The sequence below is a fragment of the Sphingomonas mangrovi genome, assembly GCF_047975845.1.
Lineage (GTDB): Bacteria > Pseudomonadota > Alphaproteobacteria > Sphingomonadales > Sphingomonadaceae > Sphingomonas.
Window position 1 is genome coordinate 83,339 of sequence record NZ_JBIUCZ010000010.1, and the last position, 18,168, is coordinate 101,506.

Annotated in this window: 15 protein-coding genes; 6 read left to right on the top strand and 9 right to left on the bottom strand. The window is 68.8% G+C overall.

What is annotated here, in order from left to right:
- Positions 1–10 precede the first annotated feature (10 nt).
- Both ACBY01_RS07275 and ACBY01_RS07280 read right to left on the bottom strand, forming a co-directional pair.
- A complete protein-coding gene (locus tag ACBY01_RS07275; RefSeq protein WP_416460153.1) occupies positions 11–1,294 on the bottom strand; it encodes a cystathionine gamma-synthase family protein in 1,284 nt (427 codons plus the stop codon).
- A gap of 133 nt (positions 1,295–1,427) precedes the next feature.
- Positions 1,428–2,243, bottom strand: a complete 816-nt coding sequence (locus ACBY01_RS07280; protein WP_416460136.1) for an AraC family transcriptional regulator — start codon at positions 2,241–2,243, stop codon at positions 1,428–1,430.
- Positions 2,244–2,386: 143 nt separating this feature from the next.
- On the opposite strand from ACBY01_RS07280, the gene ACBY01_RS07285 reads away from it, so the two are divergent.
- Positions 2,387–3,166, top strand: a complete 780-nt coding sequence (locus tag ACBY01_RS07285; protein WP_416460137.1) for a siderophore-interacting protein — start codon at positions 2,387–2,389, stop codon at positions 3,164–3,166.
- A gap of 44 nt (positions 3,167–3,210) precedes the next feature.
- On the opposite strand, the gene ACBY01_RS07290 is transcribed toward ACBY01_RS07285, so the two are convergent.
- Positions 3,211–3,579 (bottom strand): response regulator, encoded by a 369-nt coding sequence (locus ACBY01_RS07290; RefSeq protein ID WP_416460138.1) that lies wholly within the window; start codon positions 3,577–3,579, stop codon positions 3,211–3,213.
- 121 nt (positions 3,580–3,700) lie between these two features.
- On the opposite strand from ACBY01_RS07290, the gene ACBY01_RS07295 reads away from it, so the two are divergent.
- From ACBY01_RS07295 to ahpF, 4 genes are all read left to right on the top strand, one after another.
- Complete coding sequence (locus ACBY01_RS07295; protein WP_416460139.1) at positions 3,701–4,498, top strand: Crp/Fnr family transcriptional regulator; 798 nt, start codon at positions 3,701–3,703, stop codon at positions 4,496–4,498.
- Positions 4,495–5,199 (top strand): HWE histidine kinase domain-containing protein, encoded by a 705-nt coding sequence (locus ACBY01_RS07300; RefSeq protein WP_416460140.1) that lies wholly within the window; start codon positions 4,495–4,497, stop codon positions 5,197–5,199. The genes ACBY01_RS07295 and ACBY01_RS07300 overlap by 4 nt, the downstream gene beginning before the upstream one ends.
- Before the next feature lie 134 nt (positions 5,200–5,333).
- Entirely contained in the window at positions 5,334–5,897 is a 564-nt protein-coding gene (gene ahpC / locus ACBY01_RS07305; RefSeq protein ID WP_416460141.1) for an alkyl hydroperoxide reductase subunit C, read from the top strand.
- A gap of 87 nt (positions 5,898–5,984) precedes the next feature.
- The gene (gene ahpF / locus ACBY01_RS07310; RefSeq protein ID WP_416460142.1) at positions 5,985–7,562 is read left to right on the top strand and encodes an alkyl hydroperoxide reductase subunit F; all 1,578 of its coding nucleotides are present in this window, start codon (positions 5,985–5,987) and stop codon (positions 7,560–7,562) included.
- Positions 7,563–7,728: 166 nt separating this feature from the next.
- Here ahpF and ACBY01_RS07315 read toward each other — a convergent pair whose 3' ends face one another.
- The 5 genes from ACBY01_RS07315 to ACBY01_RS07335 all read right to left on the bottom strand — a co-directional run bounded on the left by ACBY01_RS07315 (position 7,729) and on the right by ACBY01_RS07335 (position 14,699).
- On the bottom strand, positions 7,729–9,693 hold the full coding sequence (locus tag ACBY01_RS07315; RefSeq protein ID WP_416460143.1) for a CocE/NonD family hydrolase: 1,965 nt from the start codon (positions 9,691–9,693) through the stop codon (positions 7,729–7,731).
- A 214-nt stretch (positions 9,694–9,907) separates the two neighbouring features.
- Positions 9,908–10,747 (bottom strand): S-formylglutathione hydrolase, encoded by an 840-nt coding sequence (gene fghA / locus ACBY01_RS07320; RefSeq protein WP_416460144.1) that lies wholly within the window; start codon positions 10,745–10,747, stop codon positions 9,908–9,910.
- Positions 10,744–11,124: a VOC family protein gene (locus tag ACBY01_RS07325; RefSeq protein ID WP_416460145.1), complete on the bottom strand. Its 381-nt coding sequence runs from the start codon at positions 11,122–11,124 to the stop codon at positions 10,744–10,746. The genes fghA and ACBY01_RS07325 overlap by 4 nt, the downstream gene beginning before the upstream one ends.
- Before the next feature lie 11 nt (positions 11,125–11,135).
- Positions 11,136–12,248, bottom strand: a complete 1,113-nt coding sequence (locus ACBY01_RS07330; protein WP_416460146.1) for an S-(hydroxymethyl)glutathione dehydrogenase/class III alcohol dehydrogenase — start codon at positions 12,246–12,248, stop codon at positions 11,136–11,138.
- A gap of 87 nt (positions 12,249–12,335) precedes the next feature.
- Complete coding sequence (locus ACBY01_RS07335) at positions 12,336–14,699, bottom strand: membrane-bound PQQ-dependent dehydrogenase, glucose/quinate/shikimate family (protein WP_416460154.1); 2,364 nt, start codon at positions 14,697–14,699, stop codon at positions 12,336–12,338.
- A gap of 250 nt (positions 14,700–14,949) precedes the next feature.
- On the opposite strand from ACBY01_RS07335, the gene ACBY01_RS07340 reads away from it, so the two are divergent.
- The gene (locus ACBY01_RS07340; protein ID WP_416460147.1) at positions 14,950–15,810 is read left to right on the top strand and encodes an oxygenase MpaB family protein; all 861 of its coding nucleotides are present in this window, start codon (positions 14,950–14,952) and stop codon (positions 15,808–15,810) included.
- Between the two features lie 144 nt (positions 15,811–15,954).
- Here ACBY01_RS07340 and ACBY01_RS07345 read toward each other — a convergent pair whose 3' ends face one another.
- Complete coding sequence (locus tag ACBY01_RS07345) at positions 15,955–18,006, bottom strand: NAD(+) synthase (protein WP_416460148.1); 2,052 nt, start codon at positions 18,004–18,006, stop codon at positions 15,955–15,957.
- Between the last annotated feature and the right edge of the window lie 162 nt (positions 18,007–18,168).

Genomic DNA, 18,168 nt, shown 5'->3' on the forward strand with positions numbered 1-18,168 from the left:
CCGGCCGCCGTCACACCGCCGCCAGCGCCTGGTCGAAGTCGGCGATCAGGTCGTCGGCATTCTCCACGCCCACCGAGATGCGGACGAGATTGTCGGTGATGCCGAGCTCCTGCTTGCGCTGGTCGGGCACCGACAGATGCGTCATCGCCGCGGGGCAGGAGGCGAGCGTCTCGGTGCCGCCCAGGCTGACCGCGAGCTTGGCGATCTTGAGGTTGTCGAGGAAGGCGAAGCTCTCCCGCTCGCCGCCCTTCAGGTAGAGCGAGAAGGTCGATCCCGCGCCGCTGCAATGGCGGCGGTAGATGTCGGCCTGGCGGCCGTCCTCCAGGAAGCCGAGGTAGCCGACGCTCGCCACCTTGGGATGGTCGCGGAAGAAGGCGCAGACCTTGGCGGCGTTCTCGCCCGCGCGGCTCATCCGCAGTTCGAGCGTCTCCAGGCTGCGCAGCAGCATCCACGCGGTGTTGGGGTCGCAGATCGTGCCGATGGTGTTGCGCATCATGCGGATCGGGTCGATCCACGCCTTGGCGCCCGAGACGCCGCCCGCCACCAGGTCCGAATGGCCGCCGGCGTATTTGGTGAGGCTGTAGACGACCAGGTCGGCGCCGTGGCGGAGCGGCTGCTGCCACAGCGGGCCGAGGAAGGTGTTGTCGATCGCGATCGGCGGCTTGTTCTCGCCGAGCAGGCGGTCGCGCACGCGCGACACTGCCTCGATGTCCACCAGCGCATTGGTCGGATTGGCGGGGCTTTCGAGGTAGATCAGCGAGACGTTGCCCTGCGCCTTGCCGCGCTCGATCACCGCCTCGATCTCCGCCTCGCTGGCGCCGGCGGGAAAGTCGAGGAAGGTCACGCCGAAGCGGCCGAGGATGCGGCCGATCAGCGTCTCGGTCGCGGCGTAGAGCGGCGCGGAATGGACGATCACGTCGCCCGGCTTGACCAGCGCCAGCATCAGCGTGGCGATCGCCGACATGCCCGAGGAGAAGACCAGCGCGTCCTCGGCATCCTCCCAGATGCCGAGCCGGTCCTCGAGAATCTCCTGGTTGGGGCCGTTGAACCGCGAATAGACCAGCCCGTCGACGCCGCCCGGCCGCTTGCCGGTCACCCCCTCGAAGTGGCGCTTCCCGGCGGCCGCATTCTCGAACACGAAGGTCGAGGTGAGGAAGATCGGCGGCTTGAGCGAGCCTTCGGACAGCGCCGGGTCGAAGGCATGGCCCATCATCAGCGTCGAGGGCGACAGGCGGCGGCCGCCCACCTCCAGGACTTCGGGGCGCGGCCGGCGGCGCGCCGGCGCCCCGCTGATCTCGGCTTCGGTTTCGGGATTCGAGGATGCGTTCACGGGAGGTCTCCCTGACCAGTAAGCGGGCATCCTAGCCGTTCCGGACGGCCAAGCCATGTCTATTCGCCGAGCGGCGGTGCAGGCGTCGCGCTCGCGCTCACCGGCCGGTCGCGTGGCGTTCGGCCATGTAGCGTCCGGGCGAGGTGCCGAGCGCCTTGCGGAACATCGTCACGAAGCTCGGCACGCTCTCATACCCCAGGTCGGCGGCGACCTGCTGGATCGAGGCGCCGCCCGCCATCCACTGCACCGCCAGCACGATCGCCAGCTGCTGGCGCCATCGTCCGAAGCTCATGCCCGTCTCGTGGCGGATCGTGCGTTCGAGCGTGCGGTCGCTCATGCCGGCGCGCTGCGCCCAGCGACGGAGCGTGCCGCGATCGGACGGCGTCTCCATCATCTCCGCGACGATCCTGCGCAGCCGCGGATCGCCCGGCATCGGCAGGTGCAGTTCCTCGACCGTCGCCGCGGCGAGTTCGTCGAGCAGTACCGCGATGAGGTGGGCATTGGCCCCCGTCTCTTCGTACAGGAGCGGCAGGCTCGCCGCCCGGGTCAGCACTTCGCGCAGCAGCGGCGTGACCGAGACGGTGCAGCAGGTCTCCGGCAGGCCGCGGCTTCCCTCCGCGGAGACGAAGGCGTTGTAGCCCTCGATCGCCCCCGTCGACGTCCGCACTGCGTGAGACGCGCCGCCGGGAACCCACAGCGCGCTGCGCGGCGGCACCACCCAGAGCCCGCCCTCGACCTCGCAGCGAAGCGCCCCGCGCTGGATGAGGATCAGCTGCCCCTTGGCATGCCGGTGCGGCGCCAGTTCGATCCCCGCGAAGTCGGCCGCCAGGAAGCCGAAGGTGACGACCGGCCTGGGGACCGCGTCGGGATCGGTCCAGTCGGCAGTGGCGGAGAGCGTGTCGAGGATCGGCATGCGCACGACGTAGCACTTCGGGCGTGGCGGGTTCCAGTAACAATCTGTCCAGCCTTGGTAATGACGCCAATCCGTGGCCGGCCTAGTTCGTCGCGAGCCGGGCCGAATGGCCGGAACGGCCGTTGCCTGGAGAAGAACCGGTCATGCCGATGCGTACGAATGCGATCGCCGAGCGCGGGCGGGAGGCAGGAGAGGCGGTTTCCGCGGCGGGCAGGGCTCCCGGCCGGGTCAGCCAGGCGCTGATCCGCCTGTTGATGCGGCGCGCCACCGTCGCCGCGACCGAGCGCCTGACCGAAGGATTCACCTTGCTCACGCTCGAAGGAACGGCGCTCCGCGACGTGGCATGGACGCCGGGACAGAAGATCCAGGTGGCGATGGGGTCGGCGTTCGTCGCGCGGACCTACACGCCGATCGTGTGGAACGCGGCCGCCGGGCGGACCTGCATTCTGGGGTTCGATCCGGGCGAAGGCCCCGGCGCCCGCTGGCTGCGTCACGCCGCGGTCGGCGACGCCTGCGACCTGCTCGGGCCGCGCGCGTCGGTCGATCTGCGCCGGCTGCCCGGACCGATCGCGCTGTTCGGGGACGAGACCGCGATCGGCCTCGGCCATGCGCTGCGCCATCAGCACCCGCATTCGGCGGTCCGCTGCCATTTCGAGGTCGGCGACGAAGCCGCTGCCCGCGACGTGCTGCGGTGCATGGATCTGGACGACGCGGCGCTGTTCGACCGGCGGGCAGACGAGGCCCATCTGGAGGCCGTCGAGGCGCTGCTGCCGGCGCTCGACGCGGGTGGTGCGACCTTCGTGCTGACCGGGCGGGCGGGGATGGTGCAGCGTCTGCACCGGGCGCTGAAGCGCCACGCCGTGCCGCGTGGGCGCATCCTCACCAAGGTCTATTGGGCACCCGGCAAGACCGGGCTCGACTGAGGGGGCGTTCCGCAGCCGCCGCGCCGCACGGCTGCGGCCGTGCGTCAGGCCGGCGGCAGCAACTGGCCCAGCGCGCCCAGCACCGCATCGGCATCGTACGGTTTTTGCAGGACCGGCACGTCGCGGAAGGTCGGCGGCACGACGGCGGGGTCGTAGCCGGTGAGGAACAGGAACGGCACGCCGCGCCGGCGCAGCCCGGCCGCGACGGCGAACGAGACTTCCCCGTCCAAATTGATGTCGACGATCGCCACGTCGACGCCGCCACGATCGAGTTCCGCGCGCGCCGATTCTTCGTTGGAGGCGGGTCCCGCGACGTCCATCGCCTCGTGCTTGAGCATGCGCACGAGATCGTCGGCAATGAAATACTCGTCCTCGACGACGAGGATGCGGACGGGTTCTTTACGAGGCGGCATGCGTTGCTCCGGAGTGGATGCGTACCCTTAGTCGGCGCTTTCCGCGTTGGTGAATAACATAGATGAGTACCTATCCTTTGGGAATTGCTAAACTATGTCCAGGATCGCGGAAGGAGATCGCGTGCAGGACGAAGACCCTGGCGCCGCGGAAATGCTGGCACGCCACCTGGAAAACTTCGCCACGCTGTCGCCCGAGGAAATCGCCGCGATCGAAGCGACGTTGGCGCTTCCGGTCCGCTCCGGGTCCGCGCGTCGCGACCTGATCGTCGAGGGCGCGCCGCCGCGCGCGGTGTTCCTGATCGTCTCCGGCTGGGCCTGCCGGTTCAAGACGCTGGAGGACGGCCGCCGCCAGATCGTCGGATTCCTGCTGCCCGGGGACGTGTGCGACCTCAACAACGTGCTTCTCGCCAGAATGGATCATTCCATCGGCGCGCTGACCGAGGTGCGCTACGTCGAGATTTCGAACACGGCGCTCCAACGCCTGTCGCTGGAGCACCCGCGCGTGGGGCAGGCATTGTCGTGGCAGATGCTTGTGACGCTTTCGACTCAGCGCGAATGGACGATGAACATCGGCCAGCGCAACGCGCTGGAACGGCTCGGCAGCCTGTTCTGCGAACTGTCGCTGCGCCTGCAGGCGGTGGGGCTCGCGACCCCGCTCGGCTACGACTTCCCGTTGACCCAGACCGACTTAGCCGACGCGACCGGGCTTACCTCGGTGCACGTCAACCGCACCTTGCAGCACCTGCGCGCGGCCGGGCTGATCTCGCTTTCGTCGCGCGTGCTTCGCATTCCGGACTACGCGGCGCTCGAAGACGCGTCGCTGTTTACGCCGGAGTATCTGCATCTCGATCAACGGGACACGCGCAGGGGACATAATCTTCCAGGGGGCGTATTCCCGGGAGGACTGGCAGGTCGATGAGTGCCATGCAGGAGAATATCTCGGTATTGCGGTTCGCGTTGGCGGAGGCGGAGCGCGAACGCGACGCCGCCCTCGCCCGGCTGGAGCAGGCCCAGGACGACCGACAGAACGAACGCCGCGAGGATCAGCACGATCTGCGCAACCTGCTCGCGGTCGTCCGGGCGATTGCACGACGCAGCGCGGACGGCGCCGAGACGGTGGACGAATATGCAGCCGTCCTCGACGGGCGGCTGTCGGCCTATCTCCACGTCCAGGCGGCGATCGCGCGCGATCCGGCGCGCTGCGTCGATCTGCTCACGCTGGTCGCCGACGAACTGCTGCGGTTCGGGATCAAGGTGGGCGAGGGCGCCGCGCTGGACGGACCGCCGGTGCTGCTCACCGGCCGGACCGCCGGGCTGATGGCGCTGGCCTTCCACGATCTGGCGGTCGAGCTGGTGCCGGATGCCGCGCCGGGCGCCGATCAGGAGGTGGTGCGCGTCGCCTGGCGGAGCGATCCGGAGGCGCGGCAGCTCGTGATCGACTGGACGGCGCCGCGTGGATCGCACGCGGACGATGCAGCGCGGTGGTCGAGCTGGGTGGAACAGGCGCTCCAGCACCAGCTCGACGCCGCCATCACCCGTTCGGAGGGCGAGGGCGCACGCTCGGCCGAGTTCCGGCTGCCGGCGATCTGCTGGCGGGCCGACGACGGCGCCGGGGTGTGACGGCACCGTCGACGGCAGCCTCCGAACGGGTCGTCGTGTGATCGGCTCAGTCGATCACCACCATTGGATTTGATCACTTCCCACTCGGGCTCCTGCTCCCTATTTCCTTCGCATCCGCAGCATGGAGATTGGGAATGGGAATTATCGGTAGCGCGCTCAAGCCGTTCACGACGCAGGCCTACAAGCAGGGCAAGTTCGTCGAGGTGAGCGAGCGCGACGTCACCGGCAAGTGGGCGGTGTTCTTCTTCTACCCGGCGGACTTCACCTTCGTCTGCCCGACGGAGCTGGAGGACCTGGCCGACAACTACGGCGAGTTCCAGAAGCTCGGCGTCGAGATTTACAGCGTCTCGACCGACACGCATTTCAGCCACAAGGCGTGGCACGACACGTCGCCGGCGATCGGCAAGATCGACTTCACCATGCTGGGCGACGCGTCGGGCACGATCACCAACAACTTCGGCGTGATGCGCGACGGCGCCGGCCTCGCCGACCGCGCGACCTTCGTGGTCGATCCGGAGGGCGTGATCCAGTTCGTCGAGATCACTTCGGAAGGCGTCGGCCGCAACGCAGTCGAACTGCTGCGCAAGATCAAGGCGGCGCAGTATGTTGCGGCGCACCCGGGCGAGGTCTGCCCGGCGAAGTGGGAAGAGGGTGAAACCACGCTCGCCCCGTCGCTCGATCTGGTCGGCAAGATCTAACCAACCCAGCCTCTTGGGTAACCAGGCGGCCCGGGGTGAATCCGTTCGCCCCGGGCCGTTTTGTATCAAGTTTCCGGAGTTTCCCCCATGCTCGACGCCAATCTGACGCAGCAGCTCAAGGCCTATCTGGTCAACATCCGCGAGCCGATCGAGCTCGTCGCGTCGCTCGGAACCGACGCCAAGTCGCGCGAGCTGGGCGAGCTGCTCGACGAGATCGCCGCCCTTTCCGACAAGATCGCCGTCGTGCAGGCGGACGATGCGCGTACCCCCAGCTTCCTGATCCGCCGCATCGGCACCGACATCGGCGTGCGCTTCGCCGGCATTCCGATGGGGCATGAGTTCACCTCGCTGGTGCTGGCGCTGCTCCAGGTCGGCGGCCACCCGTCCAAGGCCGCGCAGGATCTGATCGAGCAGATCCGCAGCCTCGACGGCGACTTCGCCTTCGAGACTTATTTCTCGCTGTCGTGCCAGAACTGCCCGGACGTGGTGCAGGCGCTGAACCTGATGGCGGTGCTCAACCCGCGCGTCAGCAACGTCTCGATCGACGGATCGCTGTTCAAGGACGAAGTCGAGGCGCGCAAGGTGATGGCGGTGCCGACCGTCTATCTGAACGGCGAAGTGTTCGGCCAGGGCCGCATGGAGCTGGAGCAGATCGTCGCCAAGATCGACAGCGGTGCCTCCGCGCGGGCCGCCGACAAGATCCGCACCAAGGACCCGTTCGACGTGCTGGTGGTGGGCGGTGGCCCGGCCGGCGCCGCCGCGGCCGTCTATGCCGCGCGCAAGGGCATCCGCACCGGCATCGCCGCCGAGCGGTTCGGTGGGCAGGTGCTCGACACGATGGCGATCGAGAACTTCATCTCGGTGCCGCATACCGAGGGACCGAAGCTCGCCGCGCATCTGGAGCAGCACGTCAAGGAATATGACGTCGACGTGATGAACCTGCAGCGCGCCGACAAGCTGATCCCGGCAGCCCAGCCGGGCGGGCTTCACGAGGTGCGGCTGGAGAACGGCGCGTCGCTGAAGGCGCGCACTGTGATCCTGTCGACCGGTGCCCGCTGGCGCCAGATGAACGTGCCGGGCGAGGACGCGTACAAGAACAAGGGCGTGGCCTATTGCCCGCACTGCGACGGCCCGCTGTTCAAGGGCAAGCGCGTGGCGGTGATCGGCGGCGGCAACTCGGGCGTCGAGGCGGCGATCGATCTCGCCGGCATCGTCGCGCACGTCACGCTGATCGAGTTCGATTCCGACCTGCGCGCCGACGCGGTACTCCAGCGCAAGCTCGCCAGCCTGCCGAACGTCCAGATCATCACCTCCGCGCTCACCACTGAGGTGAAGGGCGACGGCGAGAAGGTCGTTGGGCTGGCCTACAAGGACCGCAACCACGACACGCGCCACGAGATCGCGCTCGAGGGCATCTTCGTGCAGATCGGCCTGGTGCCGAACACCGAGTGGCTGAAGGGCGCGGTCGCACTCACCCCGCGCGGCGAGATCGAGATCGACCATCGCGGCGAGACGTCGCAGCCCGGCATCTTCGCCGCCGGCGACGCGACCACGGTGCCGTACAAGCAGATCGTGATCGCGATGGGCGAGGGCTCGAAGGCGGCGCTGTCGGCGTTCGACTATATGATCCGGCTGGCGCCGGTCGACACCGCGCAGGCGGCGTAAACGAAGGCGGCGCGGCGCACGGGCCGCGCCGCACCAAGCCATCCGTGTCCCCGCGCAGGCGGGGACCCAGAGCCAAGCAAAACCACCGTTCGTGCTCGTAACCCTGGGCTCCCGCCTGCGCGGGAGCACGCATGAGGAAGAGCGAGGGTGTGTACCTTCGCGCTGCCTACCGCCCCGCCTGCACCTGCGGCTGCTCGGTTGCGACCACCGGCAGCCACACCGCCGTCGGCGACTTCGCATTATGTTCGATCGTCACCGTCGCCTTCTGGAAGTCGGCGGGCTTGGCGAAGAAGATGTTGGGCACGTACTTCTGCGGATTGCGATCGTAGAGCGGGAACAGCGTCGACTGGATCTGCACCATGATCTTGTGCCCCGGCTGGAACACGTGGTTCACCGTCGGCAGGCGGAAGCGATAGCGCTGGACCTTGTTGGCCGGGATCGGCGTCGGCTTCTCGAAGCTGTCGCGATAGCGGCCGCGGAAGATGTCGAGCGCGATCGGCAGCTGGTATCCGCCCATCTTCGGGTCGGACGCGACCTCGTCCGGATACACGTCGATCAGCTTGACCACGAAGTCGCCATCGCTACCGGTTGTGCGGGCGAACAGGTCGGCGATCGGCGCACCCGAGACGCGCGTCGGCGTCGTCAGTACTTCCGTCTGGTAGGTGAGCACGTCGGTGCGGCCGTCGACCGAGCGCTGATCGCTCACCAGCCATTCCTTCCAGCGCGCGGAGTCCGCGAACGTCACCGGCCGCGCGAGGTACGGCACCGGCTTGGCGGGATCGGCGACGTAGCTGTCGCTGCCGCCGGCGGGCTTGCCAAAGGAGAGGCCATAGTCGCCCTGCAGATAGAGCGGCGTTAGCGGGCGGGCGCAGTCCTTTTCGCAGGCGAGCGGCCAAGTGGCGAGCCGGTCCCAGTGGTTCGCACCGGTGTTGTAGATCAGCACCGGCGGCGCCTCGTACGCCGGGGCGTCGTCGCGGAGATAGCGGTTGAAGAAGGGCAGCAGCACGTCGCGGCGGAACTGGAGCGCGGTGTCGCCGTCCCAGTTGAGCGGCCCGAGCGACGAGCCGTCGTAGTTCACCTGACTGTGCCGCCACGGCCCCATGACGAGATGGTTGTTGCCCGCCTTGCCGACAGCCTTGAGCGCTTCCCAGCTCATGATCGCGCCGTACATGTCCTCCTGGTCCCACAGGCCCTGGATCCACAGCGTCGGCACGTTGGAGGGATTGGCCGCGACCATCTTGTCGAGCGCCTGGCCCTGCCACTCGGCGTCGTAGGCCGGGTGCTCCGACATGCGCCGCCAGAAGGGCAACTGGTCGAAGCCCGACTGCTTGGCCCAGGCGCCGGCCGATCCGATGCGACGGAAGGTCTCGTAGTCGTCGAGCCCGGTCGAGGGCGGCTCCTGGCCCGCGCCCTTGTAGCCGCTCTGCGATCCGATCCAGCCGATGTTCGCCTGGCGGAACGCGCCATAGTGGAACCAGTCGTCGCCCATCCAGCCGTCAATCATCGGGCTCTGAGGTGCAGCGACCTTGAGCGCCGGGTGCGGCCCGAGCAACGCCATCACCACGGTGAAGCCTTCGTAGGACGAGCCGAGCATGCCGACGCGGCCGTTGGATTCGGGCAGATTCGCCTTGTTCACCAGCCAGTCGATCGTGTCGTAGGCGTCGGTGACGTGATCGACCTTGGTGTGGTTGAGCGGGCCGATCACCGGCCGGGTGACGACATAGTCGCCCTCCGACCCGAATTTGCCGCGGATGTCCTGGAAGACGCGGATATAGCCGTCCTTCACGAACACTTCGTCGCCCTGCGGCAGCGTCGACAGCATCTTGGGGCTGTCGGTGCGCGAGGCGCGACCCGAGGCGTTGTAGGGGGTGCGGGTCAGCAGGATCGGGGCGTTGGTCGCGCCCTTGGGCACGATGATGACCGTGTGCAGCTTCGTCCCGTCGCGCATCGGCACCATGATCTCGCGCCGATCATAGTCGTAGGCGGTCGTCGGCATGGTGAAGTTGGCGGGGATGTCGCCCGCGCTCGCCTCGGTGCGCGTGTCGACGTCCTTGGGGGCGGGCGGCGCCACCTGCGCGGTGAGGGCGGCGAACAGCATCGGGGCGGCAAGCAGGGCAGGGCGCAGGCGCATGGGCAGATCCTTGGGTGCGGCGCCGTAGGAGAGAGGGCGCTGTGCGCATTGTTGCGAGGCGGGCCCGCCGAGTAAAGCGGCTTGTGCCCTGCCTTCCTCCACGTGCTCCTGCGCAGGCATGAGCCCAGGGTGTTGCGCGCCACGTGCCGTTGGTCTGCGTGGCCCTAGGCTCCTGCCTGCGCAGGAGCACGGTGGTGTTTTGCTCTGGGACCCGTCAGCCGTGCAGCCGCGCCGCGTGCCAGGCGACATGCTCGGGCAGGAAGGTGGAGATGAAATAATAGCTGTGGTCGTATCCCGGCTGCATCCGCAGCGTTAGCGGAATGCCCGCGGCCGCGCACACCTCGCGCAGCAACTCGGGCTTGAGCTGTTCCTTCAGGAAGCCGTCGGCGTCGCCCTGGTCGACCAGCAGCTCGGACAGGCGTGCGCCGTCCGCGATCAGCGCGCAGGCGTCATAGGCGCGCCACGCGCCCTTGTCGGTGCCGAGATAGCCGGTCAGCGCCTTTTCGCCCCACGGGCAGTGGAGCGGTGCCACGATCGGCGCGAAGGCCGAGACGCTGCGGAAGCGATCGGGGTTGCGCAGCGCGATCGTCAGCGCGCCGTGCCCGCCCATCGAATGGCCGGTGATCGACTGGCGCTGGAGGTCCGCCATCGGAAACTCGGCGGCGATCAGCGCGGGCAGTTCCTCCTCGACATAGGAACGCATGCGGAAGTGCGTCGACCAGGGTTCCTCGGTCGCATCGAGGTAGAAGCCCGCGCCCTGGCCGAAGTCCCATGCGTCGTCGTCCGGAACGTCGTCGCCGCGCGGCGAGGTGTCGGGCGCGATCAGGATCACGCGATGCTCGGAGCAGGCGGCGCGATACTCGCCCTTGTCGGTCACATTGGCATGGGTGCAGGTGAGGCCGGAGAGATACCAGAGCACCGGCAGCCGCTCGCCCGCGTCGTGCGGCGGCACGAACACCGAAAAGGTCATCGGCGTACCGGTCACGGTGGACTCGTGGCGGTAGACGCCTTGGGTGCCGCCGTGAGCGCGCGCGCTGGAGACGATCTCGATCATGCCGGCCGGTACACGCCGCACAGCTTGTTGCCGGCGGGATCGCGCAGATATGCCAGGTGGAGCGGTCCGATCGGGCTCTGCCGCTCGCCGGGCGGGGCCTCGATCGCGGTGCCGCCGTTCGCCACGCCCGCCGCGTGCCACGCCTGCAACTGATCGGTGCTGGAGCAGGCAAAGCCGATGGTGCCGCCGTTCGCATGGCATGCCGGCTCGCCGTTGATCGGGCGCGTCAGCATGAACATGGCGCCGCCCAGCACGTAGATCACGCGTCCCTTCGGGTCCTCGTGCCCCGGCGCGGCGCCGAGGACACCCAGCGCGGCGTCATAGAAGGCCCGGCTCGCCGGCATGTCATCCGTGCCAAGCATCACATGGCTGAACATCGCGTGTCTCCTCAGTAGACCACGACGCTGCGGATGCTCTCGCCCGCGTGCATCAGGTCGAAACCCTTGTTGATCTCTTCGAGCGAGAGGACGTGCGTGATCATCGGGTCGATCGCGATCTTGCCGTCCATGTACCAGTCGACGATCTTCGGCACGTCGGTGCGGCCCTTGGCGCCGCCGAAAGCGGTGCCGCGCCAGTTGCGGCCGGTGACCAGCTGGAACGGGCGGGTGCTGATTTCCTTGCCCGCCTCGGCCACGCCGATGACGATCGAGGTGCCCCAGCCGCGGTGGCAGGCCTCCAGCGCGGTGCGCATCACCTCGGTGTTGCCGGTGCAGTCGAAGGTATAGTCGGCGCCGCCGTCGGTGAGCGCCAGAATCTCGGCGATCACGTCCTCGCGGCTCTTGCCCTTGCCGTCGATGAAGTCGGTCATGCCGAACTGGCGGCCCCAGCTCTCGCGATCGGGGTTGATGTCGACGCCGATGATCTTGTTGGCGCCGGCGAGCTTCGCACCCTGCAGCACGTTGAGGCCGATGCCGCCCAGCCCGAAGACGACGATGTTGTCGCCAACCTGCACCTTGGCGGTGTTGACCACCGCGCCGACGCCGGTGGTGACGCCGCAGCCGATGTAGCAGCTGGTCTGGAAGGGCGCGTCCTCGCGGATCTTCGCCACGGCGATCTCGGGCAGCACGGTGAAGTTCGAGAAGGTCGAGCAGCCCATGTAATGGAAGATCGGCTTGCCCTTGTAGCTGAACCGCGTCGTGCCGTCGGGCATCAGCCCCTTGCCCTGGGTGGCGCGGATCGCGGTGCACAGGTTGGTCTTGCCCGACAGGCACGACTTACACTGGCGGCATTCGGGGGTGTAGAGCGGGATGACATGGTCGCCCGGCTTCACGCTGGTGACGCCGGCGCCGACCTCGCGCACGATGCCCGCGCCTTCGTGGCCCAGTACGCTCGGGAAGATGCCTTCCGAGTCCAGCCCGTCAAGCGTGTAGGCGTCGGTGTGGCAGATGCCGGTGGCCATGATCTCGACCAGCACTTCGCCGGGCTTGGGTCCTTCGAGGTCGAGTTCGACGATCTCGAGCGGCTGTTTCGCCTCGAACGCAACGGCGGCGCGTGTCTTCATGGGATCTCTCGCAATGGGGCAGGGTCGGCGCCCCGGATAGCGAAGCCGCGCCCCGACGCAAAGCCGGAGCGCGGTAGAGAAGGCCGGTCAGCGGCGCTGCGGCAGCGCATAGGCGATCACCTGGTCGCCTACCTTGGTCTCCATGAAGTGATGGCCGCCGGTCATGATCACCAGATACTGGCGGCCGTTGTAGGCATAGGTCATCGGCGTCGCCTGGCCGCCGGCGGGCAGCACGTCCTGCCACACGACCTTGCCGGTCTTCAGGTCGATCGCGCGGATCAGGTTGTCGGTCGCCGCGGCGATGAACACCAGCCCGCCGGCGGTGACCACCGAGCCGCCGTTGTTGGGCGTGCCGATCGTCACGGGCAGCCCCGACGGGATGCCGAACGGCCCGTTCGTGCGCGCGGTGCCGAGCGGGCGGTCCCACAGCGTCTTGCCGCTGCGCAGGTCGATCGCGCGGATGCCGCCATAGGGGGGCTGCTTGCACAACAGGCCGGTGAAGGGCAGCCGCCAGCCGGCGTTGACGTCGACCGCGAAGGGGGTCCCCGCCTGCGGATCGCCCGCGCCCTCGGCGCCGCTGCCCATGTCGCCGCCGCGCGCCTGGCTGCGCGGCGCCCAGCCCTTCTTGTCGGCGACCGCGCGCGGCACCAGCCGGACATAGTTGGGCATGTCGTTGTAGTTGGCGACGATCACCCCGCGCACGGGATCGATCGCGATGCCGCCCCAGTCGGTTCCGCCGTTATAGCCGGGATATTCGATCGAGCGCTGCTCGTCCGACGGCGGCGTGTAGAAGCCCTTGTACGCGGCACGGCGGAACTGGATGCGGCACACCATCTGGTCGATCGGCGACATGCCCCACATGTCGCGCTCGGTCAGGTTGTCCTTGCGCAGCGTGTGGTAGAGCGACACCGGCTGGCTGTCGACGCGGCGGCGTGGCTCGACGCCGGTGGTCGGCACCGGGATGCGACCCGTCTGCGTGAGCGGCCGGCCGGTGCGGCGGTCGAGCACATAGATATCGCCCTGCTTCGACGGCACCACGATCGCGGGAACGGCGCCGCCGGCGGTCGGGAAGTCGATCAGCGTGCCCTGCGCGCCCAGGTCATAGTCCCACACGTCGTGATGGACGAGCTGGAAGCGCCAGCGCGGGCGGCCGGTGGTCACGTCGAGCGCGACGAGCGAGGTGGCGAAGAAATCCTCGACCGGCGTGCGCGATCCGCTCCAATAATCGACCGCGGAATTGCCCATCGGCAGGTAGACCAAGCCCAGCGCCTCGTCGCCGCTCGCGGTGGTCCACATGTTGGGGGTGCCGCGGCTGTATTCGTCGCCCGGCCCCGGAATGCCTTGGCGGTCGGGGCGCAGCATGTCCCACGCCCAGCGGAACTCGCCGGTCACTGCGTCATAGCCTTGGATCACGCCGGAGGGCGCGCGCCGCTCCTGCCCGTCGAGCACCTGGTGGCCGGTGACGATGACGCCGCGGACGATGGTGGGGGGCGAGGTGATCGCCACCATGCCGGGAGTCACCGGACCCATGCCGCGCTTGATGTCGACCTGCCCGTTGGTGCCGAAGCCGGTGCACGGCCGGCCGGTGTTGGCGTCGACGGCGACGATGCGGCCGTCGAGCGTTCCCTCGAGGATGCGGGTGGCGCAGGTCGCGGTCTGCTCCGCACCGGGCACGGCGTAATAGGCGACGCTGCGGCAGGCGGCGGTGTAGGGGATATAGGCGTCGGGCACCTTCGGATCGAAGCGCCACAGCTCGCGGCCGGTGCCGGGATCGAGCGCGATCAGGATGTTGGTCGCCGAGCACAGGTAGAGGCGGTTGCCGACCTTGAGCGGGGTCGTCTCCGCGCCGTATTTGTTATGCGCCAAGTCCTCGGGTAGGTCGCGGGTGTGCGCCAGCCAGACGCGCTCGAGCGAGCCGACATTGGCGGGCGTGATCTGCGCGAGCGGCGAATAGCGGCGCGCGCCGTAGGTGCCGCCATAGGCCGGCCAGTCGGTACCGGTCGCAAGCGGATCGGCACCGGCGACCGAGGGGCCGGCGGCAGGAAGCGGCAGCGCCGCGGCGGGCGCGCCGACCTGCGCGACCACCGCGCCGCCGAGCACCGCCACCAGCAGCACCGCGGCTGCGCTGCCGAGCCCCGCCTTCCACCGGCCGGGCCGACGAGTGAGCGTCGGCATCACCAGCGCGACCAGCACCAGCAGCACCAGCGGCCCGAACAGGCGCGGGATCAGCGCCCAGATATTGGCGCCGGACTCCCAGAACGCCCAGATGGCGGTGGCCACGACGATCGCGGCGTAGAGCCATCCGCCCAGCAGGCTGCCGCGGAACAGCAGCACGCCGGCGACGACCATCGCGAGGCCGGTGACGACGTAATAGGGTGAGCCGCCGAGGATCGTGAGCCAGCCGCCGCCGAGCGTGAGCACCAGGCCGATCAGTGCGAGCAGCGCCCCCATCAGCTTTGCCGAGAGGGACGGGTAGCGTGCGGTGGGAAGTGTCAAGCCGGTCATCCTTCGCGGCGGGCGTGCGTCAGCGGTGCCCGAGAGGCAGGCAGGCGAACGGTCCAGCGATCTCCCTGCGCTTGCAGGGCAAACTCGTGCAAAAGTTCCCGGTTCCGGATCGCAGCAACATTTCGATACAATTCGGCGCGCCGTAGCGAACGCGCTGCACCGGGACCGGTGGGCAGGGTGGCGCGTTGGGAACGGCATGAACACGGTACGCCAGACGATCGCGAAGCAGGTACGGGCGCTCACCGGCGCGGGCGACGGCGCGATCGACCTCAACCGACCGCCCGGCGACGACGGGCTGTTCGGACCGGGATCGGTGAGCTGGCGCGTCCACGGCGACTTCACCTCGATGATGATCGGCGGGACGGCGGCGCTGATGCTGCAGATGCTCCACCCGCTCGCGCTGGCGGGCGTGTGGGATCACAGCAACTTTCAGCGCGACATGCTCGGGCGGCTGAAGCGCACCGCGCAGTTCATCGCCGGCACCACCTATGGCGCGACCGGCGAGGCGGACCGGCTGATCGCGCGGGTGCGGGCGATCCACGACCGCGTGCACGGCACGCTGCCGGACGGCACGCCCTACGATGCCAACGATCCGGCGCTGCTCACCTGGATCCATGTCGCGGAGGTGCGGATGTTCCTTTCCGGATACCTGCGCTACCGCAACCCTGCGCTGACGGCGGCTGAGCAGGACCGCTATTTCGCCGAATATGCCGAGGTCGCGCGGCGGCTAGGCGCGACCGACGTGCCGACCAGCCGGCGCGAGGTGGAAACCTATCTCCACGACTTGCGGCCGCAGCTGCGCTTCGACGAGCGGACGCGGATCGTGCTGCATGCGCTGCAGTCGCAGCCGGCGCCGAATCTGGCGATGCGGCCATTCGGGGACCTGACAATGCGCGCGGCGATCGACCTGCTGCCGCCGTGGGCACGCACGATGCTCCACCTGCGCGAACGGCCGGGCGAGGCGCCGCTGGTCCGCGCCGGCGCGCGCGGCGTGGGGCGGGTGCTGCGCTGGGCGCTGAGCGGCCGCAATGCGGAGGCGCAGGCGCGGCGGGCGTGACCGGAGGAAATCTCCCGTGCCCCGGCGGAGGCCGGGGCCCAGTTGGGAGGAAGGGGGCGAGGATGCGCCCAGGCTTCTAGCGTTCCGTAGCTGGGCCCCGGCCTCCGCCGGGGCACGACGCGGCTATGGGCGAGTAGCGCTGGGTCAGGGCAGCGCCGCGCGCAATTCCTCCACCCACGGCTTCGCCACGCCGTCCGACGGCGCGCGCCAGTCGCCGCGGGGGCTGAGCGCGCCGCCGCCCGAGACCTTCGGCCCGTTCGGAATCGCCGAGCGCTTGAACTGGCTCGTCTGGAAGAAGCGCCACAGGAAGGATTCGAGCCAGCGCGCGATCGTCTCCAGATCATAGTCGTTGCGCTTGCCCGCCGGGAAATCGATCGGCCAGGCGCCCGCGTCGCGCGCCTTCCAAGCATGCCAGGCGAGGAACGCGACCTTGGAAGGGGCCAGCCCCTGCCGCGTGATGTGGTGCAGGAAGAAGTCGTGCAGCTCGTAGGGGCCGATCTTGCTCTCGGTGCTCTGGATCTGGCCCTCCGCGTCGGCGGGGACGAGTTCGGGCGAGATTTCGGTGGCAAGGATATCGCCCAGCACCGCGTCGGTCGCCGCGTCGAACTGGTCGGTCTGGATCGCCCAGCGGATGAGATACTGGATCAGCGTCTTGGGCACGCCGGCGTTGACGGCATAGTGGCTCATCTGGTCGCCGACGCCATAGGTGCACCAGCCGAGTGCCAGCTCCGAGAGGTCGCCGGTGCCGAGTACGAAGCCCTCGCGCTGGTTGGCCAGGCGGAACAGATAGTCGGTGCGCAGGCCCGCCTGCACGTTCTCGAAGGTGATGTCGTAGACCGGCTCGCCGCGGCCGAACGGGTGGTCCATGTCGGCGAGCATCTGGCGCGCGGCGGGGCGGATATCGATTTCCGCGCCGGTGATGCCGAGCGCATTCATCAGCGTCCAGGCATTGGCCTTGGTGCCCTCGCTGGTCGCGAACCCCGGCATGGTGAAGCCGAGGATGTCGGTGCGCGGGCGGTCGAGACGGTCGAACGCCTTGGCCGCGACGATCAGCGCGTGCGTCGAATCGAGTCCGCCCGACACGCCGATCACCAGCCGCTTGGCGCCGGTCGAAACGATGCGCTTGCGCAGCGCCTCCACCTGGATGTTGAACGCCTCGTAGCAGTCCTCGTCCAGCATCGCGGCGTTGTTGGGCACGAAGGGAAAGCGGCGGACCTGGCGCTTGAGCCCCACGTCGGCGAAGTCCGGCTGGTGCGCGAAGCCGATGCGGCGGAAGCGGGTTTCGGGATGGCCGGCGGCGGTGGCGGCGTCGTTGAACGTCCCCATCCGCATCCGCTCCAGCCGGATACGGCCGACATCGACATCGGCGTAGATCGTCGCGTCGGCGCTCGCGAAGCGGTGCGAGGCGGCAAGCTGCTCGCCGAGTTCGTAGACCAGCCCCTGGCCGTCCCACGACAGGTCGGTGGTGCTCTCGCCGGGGCCCGCCGCCGAATAGACATAGGCGGCGACGCTGCGCGACGCCTGGGCGGCGCACAGCAGCTCACGCTCGCGCGCTTTCCCGACGACGATGTTGGAGGCGGAGAGGTTGCAGAGGATCAGGGCGCCCGCGAGCGCGCCCGCCGTCGAGGGGGGAGTGGGCGCCCAGAAATCCTCGCAGATCTCGGCATGAAAGACGAAGTCGGGCAGGTCCTCGGCGGCGAAGATCAGGTCGGTGCCGAACGGCGCGCGCTGGCCGGCGACATCGATCTCCAGCCCGGCGAGGCCGGCGCCCTCGGCGAACCAGCGCTTTTCGTAATATTCGCGGTAGTTGGGCAGGAAGCTCTTGGGCACGACGCCGAGGATGCGGCCGCGCGCGATCGCGACGGCGCAATTGTACAGCCGGCCGTTGCGGCGCAGCGCCGCGCCGACGAGCAGCACCGGGCGCAAGTCGGCGCTTGCCTCCACGACGCGGGCGAGCGCGGCCTCGGTCGCGTCGCACAGCGCATCCTGCAGGTGCAGGTCATCGATCGCGTAGGAGGAGAGGTTGAGCTCGGGGAAGACCAGCAGGTCGGCGGCGGCATCATGCCCCTCCCGCGCCAGCGTGATCGTCGCCTCGGCATTCGCGGCGCGATCGCCGGCGGTGGCGAACGGGGTGCAGGCGCCGACGCGGATCAGCCCGTGTCGGTGGATCGAGAAGAAGCGGTGCTGCGTCATCATGGCCAGCCTAACGCGCGAGGCGGCGAGAAGCTACGCTGGGGGGCGTCACCGCCCGAACCCTCGTCATGCTGACGGAAGTCAGCATGTGGATTCACATTCGAAGTGCAACAGTTGGAATGCCTCGGCGGGGGTACGGAAGCCGAGGCACTTTCTGGGGGTGTT

Bases quoted from the DNA above. Each gene is read 5' to 3' on its own strand.
- ACBY01_RS07280 (WP_416460136.1), bottom strand. From the start codon at position 2,243: ATGCCGATCCTCGACACGCTCTCCGCCACTGCCGACTGGACCGATCCC.
- ACBY01_RS07285 (WP_416460137.1), top strand. From the start codon at position 2,387: ATGCCGATGCGTACGAATGCGATCGCCGAGCGCGGGCGGGAGGCAGGA.
- ACBY01_RS07290 (WP_416460138.1), bottom strand. From the start codon at position 3,579: ATGCCGCCTCGTAAAGAACCCGTCCGCATCCTCGTCGTCGAGGACGAG.
- ACBY01_RS07300 (WP_416460140.1), top strand. From the start codon at position 4,495: ATGAGTGCCATGCAGGAGAATATCTCGGTATTGCGGTTCGCGTTGGCG.
- ahpC (WP_416460141.1), top strand. From the start codon at position 5,334: ATGGGAATTATCGGTAGCGCGCTCAAGCCGTTCACGACGCAGGCCTAC.
- ahpF (WP_416460142.1), top strand. From the start codon at position 5,985: ATGCTCGACGCCAATCTGACGCAGCAGCTCAAGGCCTATCTGGTCAAC.
- ACBY01_RS07315 (WP_416460143.1), bottom strand. From the start codon at position 9,693: ATGCGCCTGCGCCCTGCCCTGCTTGCCGCCCCGATGCTGTTCGCCGCC.
- fghA (WP_416460144.1), bottom strand. From the start codon at position 10,747: ATGATCGAGATCGTCTCCAGCGCGCGCGCTCACGGCGGCACCCAAGGC.
- ACBY01_RS07325 (WP_416460145.1), bottom strand. From the start codon at position 11,124: ATGTTCAGCCATGTGATGCTTGGCACGGATGACATGCCGGCGAGCCGG.
- ACBY01_RS07330 (WP_416460146.1), bottom strand. From the start codon at position 12,248: ATGAAGACACGCGCCGCCGTTGCGTTCGAGGCGAAACAGCCGCTCGAG.
- ACBY01_RS07335 (WP_416460154.1), bottom strand. From the start codon at position 14,699: ATGGGGGCGCTGCTCGCACTGATCGGCCTGGTGCTCACGCTCGGCGGC.
- ACBY01_RS07340 (WP_416460147.1), top strand. From the start codon at position 14,950: ATGAACACGGTACGCCAGACGATCGCGAAGCAGGTACGGGCGCTCACC.
- ACBY01_RS07345 (WP_416460148.1), bottom strand. From the start codon at position 18,006: ATGATGACGCAGCACCGCTTCTTCTCGATCCACCGACACGGGCTGATC.